At 51.4% G+C, this 15,674-nt stretch carries 15 protein-coding genes and 1 riboswitch; of the genes, 6 read left to right on the top strand and 9 right to left on the bottom strand.

The features are described from left to right. Positions 1 to 199: 199 nt before the first annotated feature. The 5 genes from AC23NW_RS12705 to AC23NW_RS12725 form a co-directional block, all read right to left on the bottom strand. A complete protein-coding gene (locus AC23NW_RS12705; protein WP_487449921.1) occupies positions 200 to 1,567 on the bottom strand; it encodes a RagB/SusD family nutrient uptake outer membrane protein in 1,368 nt (455 codons plus the stop codon). A gap of 54 nt (positions 1,568 to 1,621) precedes the next feature. Further along, positions 1,622 to 4,660 (bottom strand): SusC/RagA family TonB-linked outer membrane protein, encoded by a 3,039-nt coding sequence (locus tag AC23NW_RS12710; RefSeq protein WP_487449923.1) that lies wholly within the window; start codon positions 4,658 to 4,660, stop codon positions 1,622 to 1,624. A gap of 222 nt (positions 4,661 to 4,882) precedes the next feature. Continuing rightward, the gene (locus tag AC23NW_RS12715; protein ID WP_293835905.1) at positions 4,883 to 5,677 is read right to left on the bottom strand and encodes an SDR family oxidoreductase; all 795 of its coding nucleotides are present in this window, start codon (positions 5,675 to 5,677) and stop codon (positions 4,883 to 4,885) included. A gap of 129 nt (positions 5,678 to 5,806) precedes the next feature. Further along, positions 5,807 to 6,718 carry a S66 peptidase family protein gene (locus AC23NW_RS12720; RefSeq protein ID WP_487449925.1) on the bottom strand — a complete coding sequence of 304 codons (912 nt, stop codon included), beginning with the start codon at positions 6,716 to 6,718 and terminating at the stop codon, positions 5,807 to 5,809. Positions 6,719 to 6,720: 2 nt separating this feature from the next. Continuing rightward, entirely contained in the window at positions 6,721 to 7,725 is a 1,005-nt protein-coding gene (locus AC23NW_RS12725; RefSeq protein ID WP_487449926.1) for an ion channel, read from the bottom strand. Positions 7,726 to 7,861: 136 nt separating this feature from the next. Between AC23NW_RS12725 and AC23NW_RS12730 the strand changes: the two genes are divergently transcribed. Genes AC23NW_RS12730 through AC23NW_RS12740 form a run of 3 tightly spaced genes read left to right on the top strand, consistent with a single transcriptional unit; the run spans position 7,862 to position 10,821 of the window. Further along, on the top strand, positions 7,862 to 8,851 hold the full coding sequence (locus tag AC23NW_RS12730; protein WP_293841963.1) for a glycosyltransferase family 2 protein: 990 nt from the start codon (positions 7,862 to 7,864) through the stop codon (positions 8,849 to 8,851). Beyond that, the gene (locus tag AC23NW_RS12735) at positions 8,815 to 9,627 is read left to right on the top strand and encodes a polysaccharide deacetylase family protein (RefSeq protein WP_293841966.1); all 813 of its coding nucleotides are present in this window, start codon (positions 8,815 to 8,817) and stop codon (positions 9,625 to 9,627) included. The genes AC23NW_RS12730 and AC23NW_RS12735 overlap by 37 nt, the downstream gene beginning before the upstream one ends. Before the next feature lie 6 nt (positions 9,628 to 9,633). After that, entirely contained in the window at positions 9,634 to 10,821 is a 1,188-nt protein-coding gene (locus AC23NW_RS12740) for a glycosyltransferase family 87 protein (protein WP_487449928.1), read from the top strand. Here AC23NW_RS12740 and AC23NW_RS12745 read toward each other — a convergent pair. Beyond that, the gene (locus AC23NW_RS12745) at positions 10,814 to 11,140 is read right to left on the bottom strand and encodes a DciA family protein (protein WP_487449930.1); all 327 of its coding nucleotides are present in this window, start codon (positions 11,138 to 11,140) and stop codon (positions 10,814 to 10,816) included. The genes AC23NW_RS12740 and AC23NW_RS12745 overlap by 8 nt on opposite strands. A gap of 211 nt (positions 11,141 to 11,351) precedes the next feature. Here AC23NW_RS12745 and AC23NW_RS12750 point away from each other — a divergent pair, with 211 nt between their 5' ends. After that, the gene (locus tag AC23NW_RS12750) at positions 11,352 to 12,308 is read left to right on the top strand and encodes an NAD(P)-dependent alcohol dehydrogenase (protein WP_487449931.1); all 957 of its coding nucleotides are present in this window, start codon (positions 11,352 to 11,354) and stop codon (positions 12,306 to 12,308) included. Here the strand turns inward: AC23NW_RS12750 and AC23NW_RS12755 are convergent. Both AC23NW_RS12755 and AC23NW_RS12760 read right to left on the bottom strand, forming a co-directional pair. Next, the gene (locus AC23NW_RS12755; protein WP_293841977.1) at positions 12,305 to 12,883 is read right to left on the bottom strand and encodes a Crp/Fnr family transcriptional regulator; all 579 of its coding nucleotides are present in this window, start codon (positions 12,881 to 12,883) and stop codon (positions 12,305 to 12,307) included. The two genes, AC23NW_RS12750 and AC23NW_RS12755, sit on opposite strands and share 4 nt — an antisense overlap. 113 nt (positions 12,884 to 12,996) lie before the next feature. Continuing rightward, positions 12,997 to 13,404 (bottom strand): DoxX family protein, encoded by a 408-nt coding sequence (locus AC23NW_RS12760; protein ID WP_487449933.1) that lies wholly within the window; start codon positions 13,402 to 13,404, stop codon positions 12,997 to 12,999. A gap of 120 nt (positions 13,405 to 13,524) precedes the next feature. Here AC23NW_RS12760 and AC23NW_RS12765 point away from each other — a divergent pair, with 120 nt between their 5' ends. After that, complete coding sequence (locus tag AC23NW_RS12765) at positions 13,525 to 13,863, top strand: winged helix-turn-helix transcriptional regulator (protein ID WP_487449934.1); 339 nt, start codon at positions 13,525 to 13,527, stop codon at positions 13,861 to 13,863. A gap of 38 nt (positions 13,864 to 13,901) precedes the next feature. On the opposite strand, the gene AC23NW_RS12770 is transcribed toward AC23NW_RS12765, so the two are convergent. After that, positions 13,902 to 14,816 carry a DsbA family protein gene (locus AC23NW_RS12770; RefSeq protein ID WP_487449935.1) on the bottom strand — a complete coding sequence of 305 codons (915 nt, stop codon included), beginning with the start codon at positions 14,814 to 14,816 and terminating at the stop codon, positions 13,902 to 13,904. 170 nt (positions 14,817 to 14,986) lie between these two features. On the opposite strand from AC23NW_RS12770, the gene AC23NW_RS12775 reads away from it, so the two are divergent. Beyond that, positions 14,987 to 15,286, top strand: coding sequence for a winged helix-turn-helix transcriptional regulator (locus AC23NW_RS12775; protein WP_487449936.1), 300 nt, complete (start codon positions 14,987 to 14,989; stop codon positions 15,284 to 15,286). 203 nt (positions 15,287 to 15,489) lie between these two features. Continuing rightward, a riboswitch (SAM riboswitch) is annotated at positions 15,490 to 15,606 on the top strand. Positions 15,607 to 15,674 lie beyond the last annotated feature (68 nt).

Below are 15,674 nucleotides of genomic sequence, written 5' to 3' on the forward strand. Positions count from 1 at the left end.
TGGGTTTGTTGTTGGTTGTTCTGGGGGTTGCTGTTCCCAATTTGTTGTGCCCCTATTTTGCGTCGTCCCACCACTTTATAAAACCAATTTATAAAAGCGTAGGGCCGGTTGTCGGATAGACAACCGGCCCTACGCTTTTAACTCAGCAACTATCAGAAACCAGCAGCAACTCAGAACAAAAAGAACGCAAAAGAAAATGTTAATACCCTGAGTTTTGAATCAGACTTTTGTTGGCCAGAATTTCGCGCTGCGGAATCGGGAAGACCAGACGGTCTGCGTTGTAACGGATGTTACCGATACTGCGGCGCGTCCGCTTGATATCGTGAATCTGGGTGCCTTCAAATGCCAGTTCCAGACGACGTTCCTTCAGAATTGCGTTCAGGTTTAACTGGGCGCTTGTCAAGGCACCCAGACCCGCCCGGCTCCGGATCAGGTTAATGTCGGCCAGCGGTGTGGCACCGATGCTGGAACCATTCTGGAAGTTAGCTTCGGCACGTGTCAGGTACATTTCCGCCAGACGAATCACCTGGATATTGCCATACTGGTTCACAAATTTAGCCGTACGGATCAGGCCGGCATCATCCTGATAAAACAGTTGGGCACGGTTATCAGCCGCTTCATACTGGCTTAGGTGACGGTTTTCAATATAAATATCGCCGCGGCCACCGTACGTCTGGTCGGTATAAAACAGGTGAAGGTTGTTAGAACCGTCCTGATCGGTTACCTGCATGGCAAAAATTGTCTCATCGGTATTCCGGCCATTGACAAAGAAGCGCAGATCAAAGACTTCCTCCAGATTGACCAGCGCAAACTGGTTCGACTGGATTACGCGGTTCGCCGCATTGGCAGCGGCTGCATAGTTGCTTTGCTGCAGGTACACCCGTGACAGCATGGCCGCCGCTGTACCACTTGAGGCATAGAAATCATTACTGATCGGAATCTTAGCTTCGGCATCCGTCAGATCCTTTATGATCTGGGTATAAACCTGTGCTACGGTACTCCGGCTCACATAATCGCTGTTCGTAACCGTTGTGGTCGGCGTTAAGACCAGTGGAACACCAAGGTTTGTGTTCGCGTCACCGTCGCCCCATGATTTGGCAAAATACCGGACCAGCTCAAAATACACCGCCCCCCGGATAAACTTAGCCTCACCTTCAATCCGTGTTTTTATGTTGGCGTCTGTTGCCAGATTCAGGTTTGCCAGTACCGTATTACAGATGTTGATCGTGTTGTAGGCCGAAATCCACATGCCGGCCACATCACTGTTGGTGATCAGGATCTGTTTACGGTAAATCTGGCCGGGATCAATGAATGTACCGTCCCAGGTAGTTTCACCGTTATCGCCTAAAAGTTCGGCATTCCGCTGAATATTTCCGCCATACAGATCGCCGTCGCCCAGGGCGTCATAGGCACCGACGAGCAGAGCCTGTAAGTCAGTCTGGGTTGTCAGGGCGTCTTTAGAGTCAAGTGAGTTACGTGGTTGAACATCCAGTTTGTTGTCGCAGCTGCTAAACAAAAGACCGCCCACCAGTAGCGAACCCGTTATGAATAACTTGTACGTTTTCATGAGTTTATGTGTTAAGCGACTGCCGGCGAACCGGCAACGTCAGCGTCTACGATCTTAGAAATTGATATTTAAGCCTCCAATAAACGATTTAGGCTGGGGGGCCGAATAGAAATCGTTACCCAGACCAATGTTGCCGGCTGCTACGTCGGTATTCACTTCCGGATCCCAGCCTGTGTATTTTGTTAATGTCAGCAGGTTCTGAGCGGTAGCGTAAACCCGTACCCGGTTCAGCTTCACCTTATTGGTCAGGCTTTTCGGTAAGGTATACGACAGCGTAACCGTTTTCAGACGCAGGTAATCACCACGCTGTACATACCGTGAGGAGTTCGTGTTGCCGTTTCCGCCGCCATACCGTGCCTGCGGTACATCGGTGATGTCGCCCGGCTTTTGCCAGCGGCGCAGCTGATCCGGCGTCTGGTTATCAATCAGACTGGCATTCGACGACATGTAGGTGCCGGCCGCGTTAAAGATATCATTACCGTATTGGCCCTGGAGCAGGAACGTCAGGTCAACGCCTTTATACGACAGGTTGTTGGTAATACCGCCGATCCATTTCGGGTTCGGATTACCGATGACCACCTGCTGGGCCAGGTTCGGGTCGTTGGTTGTGGCCCGGTCGCGGGACCCGTCGCCGTTCAGGGTGTTTTTGTAGTAAAGGGCATCCCCGTTCTGCGTGTCTACGCCGGCGTATTCAATGGCGTAGAAAACACCGATCGGGTAGCCTTCACGCGCCTGATTCACATACCCGCCGTCAATCACCTGGCCGTTCAGGTTGGTGATTTTGTTTTTGTTGGTAGAGATGTTAAAGCTGGTATTCCAGTTAAAGGCTCCCCGCACGTTCTGGGTATTCAGCACAATCTCCAGCCCTTTGTTCTCCAGTTTACCAACATTACGCAGTTGGGTTGCGTATCCTGTAGTGGCGGGAATGTTAACGTTCAGGAGCAGGTCGCGGGTGTTTTTGATGTAATAATCGACCTCACCTGACAACCGGCCGCCGAACAGACCGAATTCGAGGCCTACATCGGTCTGCAGGGTTTTTTCCCAGCTTAGATCAGGGTTCGGGATCTGCGTAGGGGCCTGACCCGGCACTCCGGCATAACCGGCTGTTCCTGAATACAGCGAACGCGATCCGAAGTTGCCTACCTCGGCATTACCCGTCAGACCATAACTGGCCCGCAGTTTCAGGTTACTGACAACCGGCAGATTCTTCATAAACGATTCTTCGGAGATAATCCAGCCGACAGAGGCCGACGGGAAGGCCCCGTAGCGTTCGTTTACCCCGAAACGGGACGAACCATCAATCCGGCCGACCAGACCAAGGATGTACCGGTTGTTGTACCGGTAGTTGACGCGGGCAAAGTACGACAGGAAGGTAAACAGCGATTCCGTAGTTGAGCCACCGGTGATACGCGCCGCCGAAGAAATCTGCTTGTAGGCATCATTCGGAAAGTCTTTCCCGACCACATTGGTAAAGTTGGTCTGCGACTGCTGATACGACATCCCGAGGGTGGCATCAATGTCATGCTTCTCGTTGATGGTTTTGCCGTAGCTGAAGAAGTTGTTGGTCGTATAGTTGGTAACCTGCGTAAAGTCATTGCTGGCCTGCCCCTGCGGATTACCCAGCAGTGTTTCCTGACCATAGTACTGCTGCTGGTTCTGGTTTAACAGGTCAACACCCCATTCCGAACGGAACGACAGGCCTTTAAACAGTTTATAATCGGCATAGACATTACCGATCACGCGGTTCACAAACGTGGTATAGGACGCATATTCCTTGTCCCGGAGCGGGTTATAGTACGGCGTATTTTCATTGAATTTACCGGTTGTCGGGTCGGCTGCCGGCGCAAACGGCGGTAAGGCCACAATCTGCATCGGCGTCGTAAACGAGTTGTCGTTGGCCAGCCGGTAGTTATTCGTCCGGGCAATGTTCAGGTTGACCCCTAGTGTTAGTTTATCGGTCGCCGAGTGGTCGAGATTAACGCGGCCGCTCATCCTGGTAAAGCGGTTTTTAACCAGAATACCGTACTGATCGGAATAGGAGCCTGAGACGTAAAAACGTGTTTTGGCGTCACCACCCCGGGCGCTGAGGTCATACTGCTGCATCGGTGCGTCCTGGAAAGCGAGCGATTGCCAGTCCGTATTAACGGTCGCCTGTTCCCAGGCAGAGCGGTTGTTCAGGGCGTAAAACGTGAAGAAGTTTTCAAGCTGGGCCTGTGTAATACGGGTTAACCCCAGTGCATTAGAGTTGTTGACCGCTTCTTTGAACAGCGTGATGTAGTCTTTAGTGCCTAAGAAATCACGGCGGTGTGTTGGCTTGCTGGCACCGTAGAACGCATTCAGCTCAAACTGGGTCGGACCACCTTGCTTTCCTTTTTTGGTCGTGATCAGGACAACCCCGTTTGATGCGCGCGAACCGTAGATGGCCGTTGCGGCGGCATCTTTCAGGATTTCGATTGATTCAACGTCGTTGAAGTTCAGATCGGCAATCGGGTTGGTTGGTGCGCCGTTGGTAGAGAGGTTCTGCGATGTTACAGGAATACCATCGATCACATACAGCGGCTGGTTACTGGCCGTTACCGACGAGGAGCCCCGTACGCGGATCTGAATGCCCTGACCGACTTTACCGTTCAGAGAGGTAATCTGAACACCGGCCGCGCGGCCCTGTAGTGCCTGCTCGACACTCGGTACCGGGATATTCTGGATTTCTGCACCGGTAACCCTGGCAACGTTGCCCGTTAAATTCCGCTTCGACTGGCTGCCATAGCCGACGACTACTACTTCATTGATGGAACGAGTGTCTGAGGAAAGGGTTACATTAATGGTAGCGCGGTTACCGACGAGGATCTCCTGCGTCTGATAACCAACAAAGGAAATTTGAAGGGTGGCGTTGGCTGGTACGTTCTGAAGCGTGAATTTACCGTCGGCATTGGAGGTAGTGCCTCTGTTTGTGCCTTTAATCTGAATACTGACGCCGGGCATCGCAGCGCCTTCGTCTGACGAGGTGATGACACCCGTAATGGCCCGATCCTGAGCAAACGCTGGCAGCCAGAGTGCAAAGCAGACCAGTAAGCTCAATAGTAATTGTTTTCTCATACTCAACGTGCAGTTAATGAGGGTTTTTTGCAAATTATAAATAAAATACAAGTAACCTAATACCGGTTAATACTGTAAAAACAGCGGACAGAAGGTTTCTTAAATACCCAATACGCAAATTGTTCGTAAACAGTTAATTATTGGACTGAAAAAAAGTAAAAAAAAAGGAGGGCGACGAAAAAAAATGATTTTACCGCCTGATTCTGAAGAAGAAAATTGGGTTTATTCCGGTTTTCGCCGACGAAGAATATAGGAAAGCAGTCCGGGGAAGAATCGCTGCAGGTAGATGCCCACGATTTCGTACCCGCCGATATACACCTCATTTTTGCCGTTCCGGACGGCACGGGTCAGCTTCCGGGCAAACACCGCCGGGGCCATACCTTTGGTCTGGTTGTCATCCATCCGGCCGTGTTTTTCGCCGGCTGCGTTGAGGGCGTGCAGCGAAATCGGTGTACGGATGTAGCCGGGGCAGACAATGGTTACCCGCAGGCCCTGTTCATAAATTTCGGCGCGAAGTGAGTCAAAAAAGCCGTGCAAAGCGTGTTTAGTGGCGCAGTAGCCCGACCGCATTTTTGTGCCGATCTTGCCTGCCACACTGCTGGTCACCACAAAATGGCCCGAACCCTGCTGCTGCATGACCGGCAGAATGGCCTTCGTCAGGGCAATTACCCCGAAAAAGTTAACGTCAAACAGCTGCTGGAAGACCGGCAGGCTGGTCTCGGAAACAAGGCCGCGCTGGGTGATGCCGGCGTTCTGAAATACATAGTCGATCCGGCCGAAGCGGGCTGTCACGGCCGTCACATACCGGCCGAAATCGTCGGACGCTGCCATGTCGAGGGGCAGAATGAACAGATTGTCCGGTGCAAGGCCGGTCATGCCGGCAACCCGCCTGAGTTCCTCTTCACGACGTGCTGACAGGACCAGCCGCGCACCTTGCCGGGCGAGGTCAATGGCCAGGGCTTCGCCAATGCCGGACGATGCCCCCGTAATCCAGACTACTTTTTCCTTAAAAGACATGAATGAATGGTTTTGACAGGATTACATGATGTAAGGAATTTATCCTTTATGTACATTAACTTATTTCGGCAGCAAAAGTCTGACCTGCAATCAGGTTAATTACACATCATAAAAATCCTGTCCATTCTGTCAGATGAACACTAGCCGGTTCCCCTCGTCAGCGCTGACCTGGAGACGCACGGTCCGGCCCAGCGGGAGGGTCAGGTTATGGGCCACGTGTCCGGCCGGAAAATCGTAGCAAACAGGATAGTCGTAATCCGCGACGGCTTCGGCAATAATCCGGTTCGCATCTTTACCGAAAGGCAGCGACATACTGATCTGCATATCGGTAAACTGCCCGACGACCAGACCGGCAAGCTCTGCCAGCCGGCCCGACCGTTTCAGCTGGCACATCATCCGGTCGAGTGAAAACAACGTTTCGTCGATGTCTTCGATAAACAGGATTTTATTCCGGTAATCGAGATCTGTCGGGGTGCCGAGCGAGTTGATTAACAGTGTTAGATTTCCGCCAATAAGCTGACCGTCAGCTTGTCCCCGCTTTTCGAGCGGATGGCCTGGAATTTCGTACTGTGCGGGCAAATTACCAAACAGCCACTGTTTCAGTGAGGCAAGCGAGCCGGCAACACCCTCGTTTCCGAACTGTTTCGGCATGATGCCGTGCAGGCTCACTACGTCGTGACCGGTCAGCCAGCTGTGCAGCACGGTTACGTCACTGAAACCAACCAGCCACTTCGGCGACTGCCGGAAGCCGGTAAGGTCAAGCCGGTCAACGATGCGGTAGCAGCCATAACCGCCCCGGGCGGCAAAGACAGCTTTAATGTCCGGATTGTCGAGCATCCGTTGCAGATCGTCGCGGCGGAGCGTATCCGAACCGGCAAACGGACCGTCGGCAGCCTGTACACTGTCGCCCTCAATTACCCTGAGCTGCCAGTCTTCCCGCAGCATACGCAGGCCATCCTGAAGTTCTTCATACGGAAAACGGCTGGCCGGAGCCACAATGCCCACGGTATCGCCCGGAGCCAGAAAAGGAGGAGTAATCATACTTAATTTAAGGGTACCAGATCGTATTCGTCCAGTTTGTTGAGATCAACGGTAACCATATTGCGGGTATCACCGTTAAACATCGGCCTGAATTTTGCGCCCCATACCACTTCATCAAAACGGTAAGAATAGCGCAAATGTACCATCTGGGAGAACGTATCGTCAATAGCCCGCATTAAAATCAGGAATTCAGCGTCAGAATCATTCATCTGTTCCGGCGTGCAGTCGTGCATCGGACTATCGGGCGTAATCGCGTGTACAATGGTCCAGTTGTTGGGGAAGAAGGCGACCTTATTACGCTCGAGTTTAAGATTGGAGTACTGCCGTGCCCTGGACCCATCGGGTCTGGTAACCATGCGGGAATATGAAACTTCAATTTCGACGTCAATCAGCTGATTACTAAGCTCATTGATGATCCGGAACATCCAGCCGTTAACGTCCAGATAAGGGGCAAAAACCGCTACGTTTGAGAAACGTATGTGGGGTGTCGGTCGGGAAAAACGGGCGTAAAGCAGGCCTGTTGCCAGGGCAAAGGAAAGCAGTCCGAGCATGGATTCAAATGCGGCAATGGAACTCATCAGAAATCCGCGCGGTGCCAGATGGCCGTACCCGACGGTGGTCAGGGTCTGGGCGCTGAAGAAGAAGGAACTCCAGAATGCGGACACCTGTGTGTTTTCGGCACCCATCATATTCTCAGTGCCAACCCAGACATAAATCAGGGCAAAAATGGTATTGGCCACCATATAGGCAGCAAAAATCCAGACCAGAAAATGCAGCCACGACATGGTAATCAACCGGGGATAGATATTCATCCGGTTCCAGAATCCCTGATTGATATGCCGGACATTAAACGAACCGTTCTTGTTGAGCAAACGGGAGGCTGAAGCCTCCGGCTTAGTGCCGAAACCAAGGTCCTGGCGGTTACCTTCCTGTTCGACCAGTTCACTGCTGCGGCCGCCTAAATTCAGCTTGTCTGCGTTCGCGGAAGTAGTTGTCTGTTTGTTCACGGAAAATCTTAGTGAAAGGCGTTGTTGATTAATGGAATTCTAATACTAATCTAATTCACAGAAATCATGAAAAGTCTGCAAAGACATGTAACTTTGTAGTTAAAGTTCAAAAACCGGACTTGTCCATAATCTTATCATGAAACCAGTAACAGGATTGATCAGCCTTATTGTTCCGGCGTACAATGAGGAGGAAAATTTACCTGTCTTAGTTGATCGCTTAACGGAGGTCATGTCGCCATATGGTCAGTACGAAATACTGGTAATTGACGATGGCAGTTCGGACCGTACGCGGCAGGTATTACGGCGTTTATCTCAGGAGTACACCACCGTCCGGTTTATTTCGTTCTCGCGGAATTTCGGACACCAGATGGCGTTACGGGCCGGCTATGAGCACGCCCGTGGGCAGTGTGTCATCAGCCTTGATGCTGATCTCCAGCATCCGCCTGAACTGATTCCGACACTGATCGCAAAGTGGCGGGAGGGCTACGAGGTTGTTTATACCGTCCGGGAGCCTGATTTTAATGCGTCCTGGTTTAAACGGACAACCTCTCAGCAGTTTTACCGGATTTTACGGAAAGTTTCCGATCTGTCGCTGGAAGACGGGGCGGCTGATTTCCGCCTGCTCGACCGCGTTGTGGTCGATTCGCTGAACCAGTTTAAGGAAAATGACCTGTTTGTGCGGGGCATGATTTCCTGGATGGGTTTCCGGCAGGCCCGGATTGTTTACCGTCCGGCAGAGCGGTTTGCCGGTACATCCAAGTATTCGCTCCGGAAAATGGTTAAGCTGGCCCTGATGGGAATAACCTCATTTTCGACGCGCCCGCTCTATCTGTCCGTATTCCTGGGCTTTCTGATGTCAATCGGAGCCGGTATTTTCGGAATGGAAGTGCTGTACGAAAAATACTTTACCAACCAGACCGTATCGGGCTGGACAACACTGGTATTACTTATGGTGCTTATGGGCGGTATTCAGTTTATCGTCATCGGCATCATGGGCGTCTACCTGGGAAAAACATTTATTGAAGTAAAAAAACGCCCGTCATTTATTGTAAGTGATTCGAGCGATATAGAAGAAATTGTGGAGCCGGAATGGAAGACAGATTCTTATTATTTACCGTCGATGTAGAAGAGTTTGATACAGCAGTGGAGTTCGGACATGCCATTTCGCTGGATGAACAAATTGCTGTGTCAACCCGTGGTCTGTCATTACTGGCCGACCGGCTCGACGCATTGTCTGTTCCTGCTACGTTATTTACGACGGCAAACTATGCCCTGCATGAGCCGGACCTGATCGTCCGGCTCTCAAAGCAACACGAGATTGCCTCTCACGGCTATTTTCATACAACCTTCGAACCGGCCGATCTGGCCACCTCGAAAGAAGCGCTCGAAAAGCTGACGGGTCAGCGTGTAATGGGTTTCCGGAAAGCCCGGATGGGGGCGGTCGATGTGATGGATGTGGCCCATGCAGGTTATGTCTACAATTCATCGCTGCATCCTACATACCTGCCCGGCCGCTACAATCACTGGGGCAAACCCTGCCGGCCGTTTCTGGAAAAAAGCGTACTACAGATTCCGGCTTCTGTAACGCCGACCCTGCGGATTCCGCTGTTCTGGCTGAGCCTCAAAAATTTTCCGTTCGGCGTTTACCGGCAGCTTTGTCTGCAGACCCTGCGCCGTTTCGGCTTTCTGAATCTGTATGTCCACCCGTGGGAGTTTACTGACCTGAGTGACTATGTAAAGATTCCCGACTACGTCCGGCGACATTCGCGGGATCTGCTGCTGGAACGGGTCGAACAACTGCTGCGATTTCTGCAGCCGCACGGCGAATACGACACTATGGCAAACTATGCGCTCCACAGCCTGTCTAAACTGCCTAATCTGACAAACACCGTAAAAAAATAAAAGCCAATGAATAAGGCCATGAAATGGCTGCCGCTAAACCGCCTGATGGTGGTTTTTGTCCTTATACTGGTAGCTGCATCCATTCAGAAATTTATACTCGGGTACTACAACAACTACCTGATGTTTGCCCGTCCGTTCGACTGTCTGCTGACACACCGGTCGATGTATGTGCTGCGGCCGGATTTATATAGCGATCTCTATAAATACAGTCCGGTGTTTGCCTGGCTGATGGCGCCTTTCTACTACATGCCGGACTGGCTGGGCACTACGCTCTGGAATTTGCTGAATCCGGTGGTGTTGATTCTGGGGGTCTGGTATTTCCTGAAAGACGAGTACCATGCTGACTGCAAACGCTGGATTGCACTGGCCATTATTTTTCCGGAAGCGTTAATTACGGCTCAGAATATGCAGAGCAACAACCTGATTGTCGGGATGATGTTGCTGGGAGTATACATGCTGCGTAAGGAAAAAGTCTGGTTGGCAGCGTTGCTGTTTACGCTCTGCTTCTACGTGAAATTTTACGGCATAGGGGCTGCTATCTTCTTTTTGTTTTATCCCAAAAAGATACAGTTTCTGCTGGCAATGGTCATCTGGATGGTCATTTTTGCGCTGTTGCCGGCTACCGTTGTAACATTTGCAGAACTGGGAGCTGAATATCAGGCATGGCTAAAGATTGTACTTGTCAGTAAGCTGGGCTTGCTGGTGTCGGTGCCGGGCATTCTGGTGTACTGGTTCGATATGGCCAAAACCGATGAGAATCTGCGGATTGTCGAAGCGGTTGGCATTACACTGTTTCTGTTACCGTTTTTACGGTTTAAGCAATGGAAAATGCCGGTTTACCAGCAGTTGATGATTGCCTATTTCCTGTTGTTTGTAATTATTTTCAACAAGATGGCAGAGTCGCCGACGTATGTGCTGGCTGTGGTAGGAGTCGCCATCTGGTGGGTAACGGCCGCCGAACGCAATACGCTTGACCGGGTCCTGCTGGCATTGGTTGTGGTCTTTACCTCCCTGTCGCCGACGGATTTATTCCCGCCATTCGTACGTGACCAGTACATGAACCCATACAGCATCAAGGCCGTTCCGTGTGTGCTGGTCTGGTTGCGGATGCAGTATCAGTTATGGACAATCCAATCGTTTCAGGAGAGGGGACATACCGGTCGTGTACCGGAGCCGGAAGCAGTAATTAAATAAAAATGACGTCTTCGATCACGTCGGTGCCCATGTCGGAGTTAATCAGCTTGATCATCTTCTGCTTGGCATTGACCAGCTCACTGCGGAGGGGGGCCGACGTGATTTCAATATACAGAACCCGTTCGCGGACGTAAAGCCGGCCGGTTCGCGAAGCAATGGCCGATCCCATCATTTTCTCCCAGAACGCTTCCAGATATGTCTCATTAAAGCGGGCCTGAAGCTGGTACGACTTCAATAACATACCAATGGCATCTTTAACGCTCGTTACATCGGAGCGGCGGGAGTTTGCGTCTTTGCGGAATCGATATACTTCGTTCATCAGAAAATCTTGCTTAAAACAAAAGTACACAACAGCCGCTGTTACGCCAAAGTTTCAGGTCTGAATGTTCCGGCAACATAAAGTTGCAGTGATCTTGTAATGCAAACCTTGCTGTTATCGGTTAAGGAAAGCCATTTCTTAACCCAAGTCAATGTATAGCGGAAGGGAACAGGGTAGTTTTGCTCCATCAAAATCAATGTGTGAACAACAGATGAAAGCAATTGTATGCCCCGCTTACGGCACCCCTGATGTACTGACTTTACAGGAAATACCAACCCCGGAACCCGGTAAGGATCAGGTACTGATACAGATTACGGCAACGGCCGTGAATACAGCCGATTGCCGGTTACGGCAGGCAGATCCGTTTGCCGTTCGTTTTTTCTTCGGCCTGACTAAGCCCAAATATCCGGTTTTAGGTGGTGTTTTTTCCGGAACAGTTGTGAAGACAGGCAGTGCCGTGACCCGGTTTAAGGTGGGCGATGCAGTCTTTGGGTCAACGGATCAACGGTTCGGGGCCTATGCAGAATATATTACCCTGGCCGAAACAGAGTCTATTGCCTTGAAACCGGCGTTTTTATCCCATGAACAGGCGGCAGTTATTCCGTTCGGGGCAACAACAGCCCTGTATTTTATCCGGAAAGCGGCCATCAAGCCGGGGCAAAAAGTATTGATTTATGGTGCCTCCGGTGCGGTGGGTTCGGCGGCGGTGCAGCTTGCCCGGTACTTCGGGGCTGAGGTAACCGCGGTTTGTAGTGCGGCCAACGCAGATCTTGTCCGACAACTTGGTGCGCAGACTGTTATTAATTACACCCGGACCAATCTGGCATCCGTAACGGAGAAGTATGATGTAGTGATGGATACCATCAATAAATTACCGGTCAGCGTTGCATCCGGTTTATTGAACGGGCAGGGGACCCTGATTTTGAGTGCGGCTCAACTGCCCCAGCTGCTTCAGGGCATATGGCAGACAATGGGTAGCCGCAAAAAACTGCTGATGGGTATGGTTACCGCTACTCCGGCAGACCTTGCCTTTCTGAACGAACTCATTCAGACCGGCGCATTAACAGCCGTGCTCGACCGGACATATCCGATAACCGACATGGCAGACGCGCACCGGTATGTGGAGGCGGGGCATAAACGCGGAAACGTGGCGATTCGCATCGATTAGTGCTTCTGTAAAAGCCGTTTCCGGATCCGGCTTAAGGACTCGGGCTTTATGCCTATGTAGCTGGCAATCTGGTACTGCGGAATCAGCTGAAACAGATCGGGGCGGGAAGCCATAAGCCGCAGATAGCGCTGTTCGGGGGTTTCGGTCAGGTAGGTGGCGAGTATTTCCTGTTGTTCCGCAAAAACTCGCTCCATAATTTTTCTGGAAATGGTCTCAAACTTCGGAAATTGCCGGTAAAGTCCTTCTTCCTTATCCCGATTCCCGACGATTACGTAGGAATCGACGCAGGCATCCAGAAAATGGGCAGCGGGTACCTGTTCGTTCAGGCTTTTGATCGAAACGACCCACTGCTCATCGGTAAAAAAGTTACTGGTCTTCTCAACCCCGTCAACCAGGTAGTACTGCCGGATGCAGCCTTCCAGCACAAAGTAAGCTTCGGCCGAAATGTCGCCTTCTCGCAGCAGTATTGTGCCTTTTCTGACATGCTCAATATGAATTGTCGCTGCAATGGCATCGGCTTCTTCTGGCGTGAGCGGCATAATCCGCTGGAAATAATTCAGTAGTTTCTGATGCATGGGTGTACTGACTGAGTGCCAGGCACCGATGTGTGACCATACCGGGGGCGGCGGTTGTAAATATACGAAAGCTTATGCAAGCCGGGAAGAATTTATAGTGCGCTGGAAACCAACTATCCTGCTCCATGAAACTTTTTAAACCGGCTCCACGCCACAAACGCAGCCATAAGGGCAAAGGCAAGATTTGGGGTGATGAGTCCGGCTTCTCCGCGCTGAATGTGAAATACCGTGGCGCAGATCATCAGGACAAAGCAGCCCGCCGCAGCTGTCGGTGTCAGTATGGGTTTGATGCGCAAGAGCGCCGGCAACAGCAAACCAAGAGCGCCGAGCAGATCAAGGATCGCGGTAAATGTAAGCAGTGTTTTTGATACCTGACCGGTCCAGGGCCACATCTGTGCCAGTTGGCCGGCGGGTTGCAGGAGCTTCATGAAGCCGCCCCAGCCGAAGCTGACCGCGAGCAGTACTTGTGCCACCCATAAGGCAATGGTGAGCCAGTCCGTTTTTTTTGATTGATTTGTCATGCGTAGTCTGTAGTTGTGTACGGACAAAACTAGCTACCTTTACTTTCTGCCGGATAGTACTATCCCGTCGGATAGCGCTATCCGGTGAGATAGCGTCGCGAATGAAAACTAGCGGAAACTATGCTGACTACGGGAGGATGCCCCAAAAATATGCTGTCGATCAAAGATGCGCTCGAAGCACTGGAAGGAAAATGGAAGCTCCTGATTTTGTTTGCCTTGTCATCGGGGCCGAAGCGGTTTAAACAGATTTCGGCCGAAGTGGGCGGGATAACGGATAAGGTGCTGTCGAAGGAGTTGAAAGCTTTAGAGGCCAATCAGCTGATCCGGCGGCAGGTGTATGATACGTTCCCGCCAACGGTTGAATATTCGGTTACACCCCACGGCTTGTCGCTCGAAAAGGTGATGGAAGAACTGCATTACTGGGGCCTTGCCCATCGTAAGCAGATTATAGGAAAATGAGCGTCCGGCAATCTGCCGGACGCTCACCGGCGGAGGGGTTAGCGGGTAGTCCGTTTCCAGAGTACGCCGTTTTTGGTGACCAGGCTGGTCAGTTCCTGTTGGTGGACTAGCCGGAGCAGCTGTTGGTCGGCCTCCTGAACGGAGAGACCGCTTAGTTCAGCAAATTCACGGGTTGTGAGGGTGGGATAGGTAGTGAAGAGGTACTGCCAGGTGGTTTCGTACTGGTGTTTTTCCGCCTTCGGGTACAATTTGGTGATGCCCGCTTCATAAGTAGCATACGGTTTAAACCCATAGATGAATTCCCGGTTGCCGGCCGCGTCGGTGATATAAACGCTCGGGAAGCCACGGACGCCCAGTTTCCGGCCCAGTTCCAGATCTGCTCTGAACAGCTCTTGTGCCGGACCTTCATAGTCCAGTTTCAGTTTCGCCGCATCCAGACCAGCTTCTGCGGCAGCTTTCGACAGGTGTTCCCATTTGGTGATGTTCTTTTTCTCCAGAAATACCATTTCACGGATAATACGGAGAAAAACAAGGGCCTTTTTCTCATCCTGAAGCTGCGCAGCCTTGAAGGCAATTGAAGGCGGATAAGACGAGTGTAGCGGATCTTCGAGCCATACATCGCCGTCAATCGGCATCTGGTAGTACCGGCTTACTTCGTCCCAGTGGTGGGCTACATCCGACGGTTTGCTGATACCACCGCTGTTATAACTCCAGTCGGGCAGCAGGCCTCCCATGTGATAATCGATATGTACATCAGTACCATATTCGAGTTTGAGCTTGCGTAACTGCGGCTCAATTCCCCAGCAGGTCGAACAGATAGGGTCAGTAAAATAGGTGATTGTCAGGGGTTTCTTATCGACCTGGACGTTGACCGGTGTGGTTGCCGTCTGAGAGGCCGGTAGCTCACAGATACCTGTTTCGGGATCGCAGAGCAGGGGATTATTGCTTACCATAACGTTCTTATTGGTTTGTCCGTTGCAACTGCCAGACAGTGCACACAGTAGCATGAAGCAGGCAAAAACGGCTTTTAGCATGGTTTTGTATTAACTTTGATACAAAGTTGGAACAATACACCGGCCATGTCAATTAGTCAGAAAAAGTTGACCAGGTAGCAAAAAGGAAAATGGAAGCGAAGGACGAATGCCCTGCACAAGGATTATTAAGAGCTGTTTCGGGAAAATGGAAACCGCAGATATTTCAGCTGGCGGCCGAGTCGCCGGTGCGGTTTAACGCCTTGCTGCGGCAGTTGCAGGGGGCAAACAAGCAATCGCTTGCCAATGCGCTGAAGGAGATGGAGGAAGAGGGGTTGCTGGATAAATCCATTGTGAGCGAGAAGCCCTTACACATTGAATATACACTGTCGGCCCGCGGTCAGTCGCTGATTCCGGTTTTCCGGCAGCTGGAGCGGTTGCTGGAGCAGTAGGGGCTGGTGTTGGCTGTTTTGTTGGCTAGTGTTGGTACGACTAATACACGATAGTCTCCCATTGTCCTGATAGCATTGTCATACCACCACTGACAACCTTCACGCCGCACTCCGGAAGCGGTTAAATTTGCATTCAAGCGTTTTCTGCCGTATACTTGCGGCATCAAGTCAATTCGAACGTGCCTGACACTCCGGCACGGATTGATTTATACAGAAGAGGGGAGAGATCGGGCTCTGTAAACCTCTGGCAACCTACCGCATGGCAAGGTGCTAATTCCCGCCTAAGACAACCGCACAAGCGGCGTTAGGGACTATAAATCGTTAACAACATGATCAACTATCGACGTTGTATGCCCCTCAGGGGCCTATGAACCTGTACCACTGTCTG

This window comes from Arsenicibacter sp. R0_47, assembly GCF_057652235.1.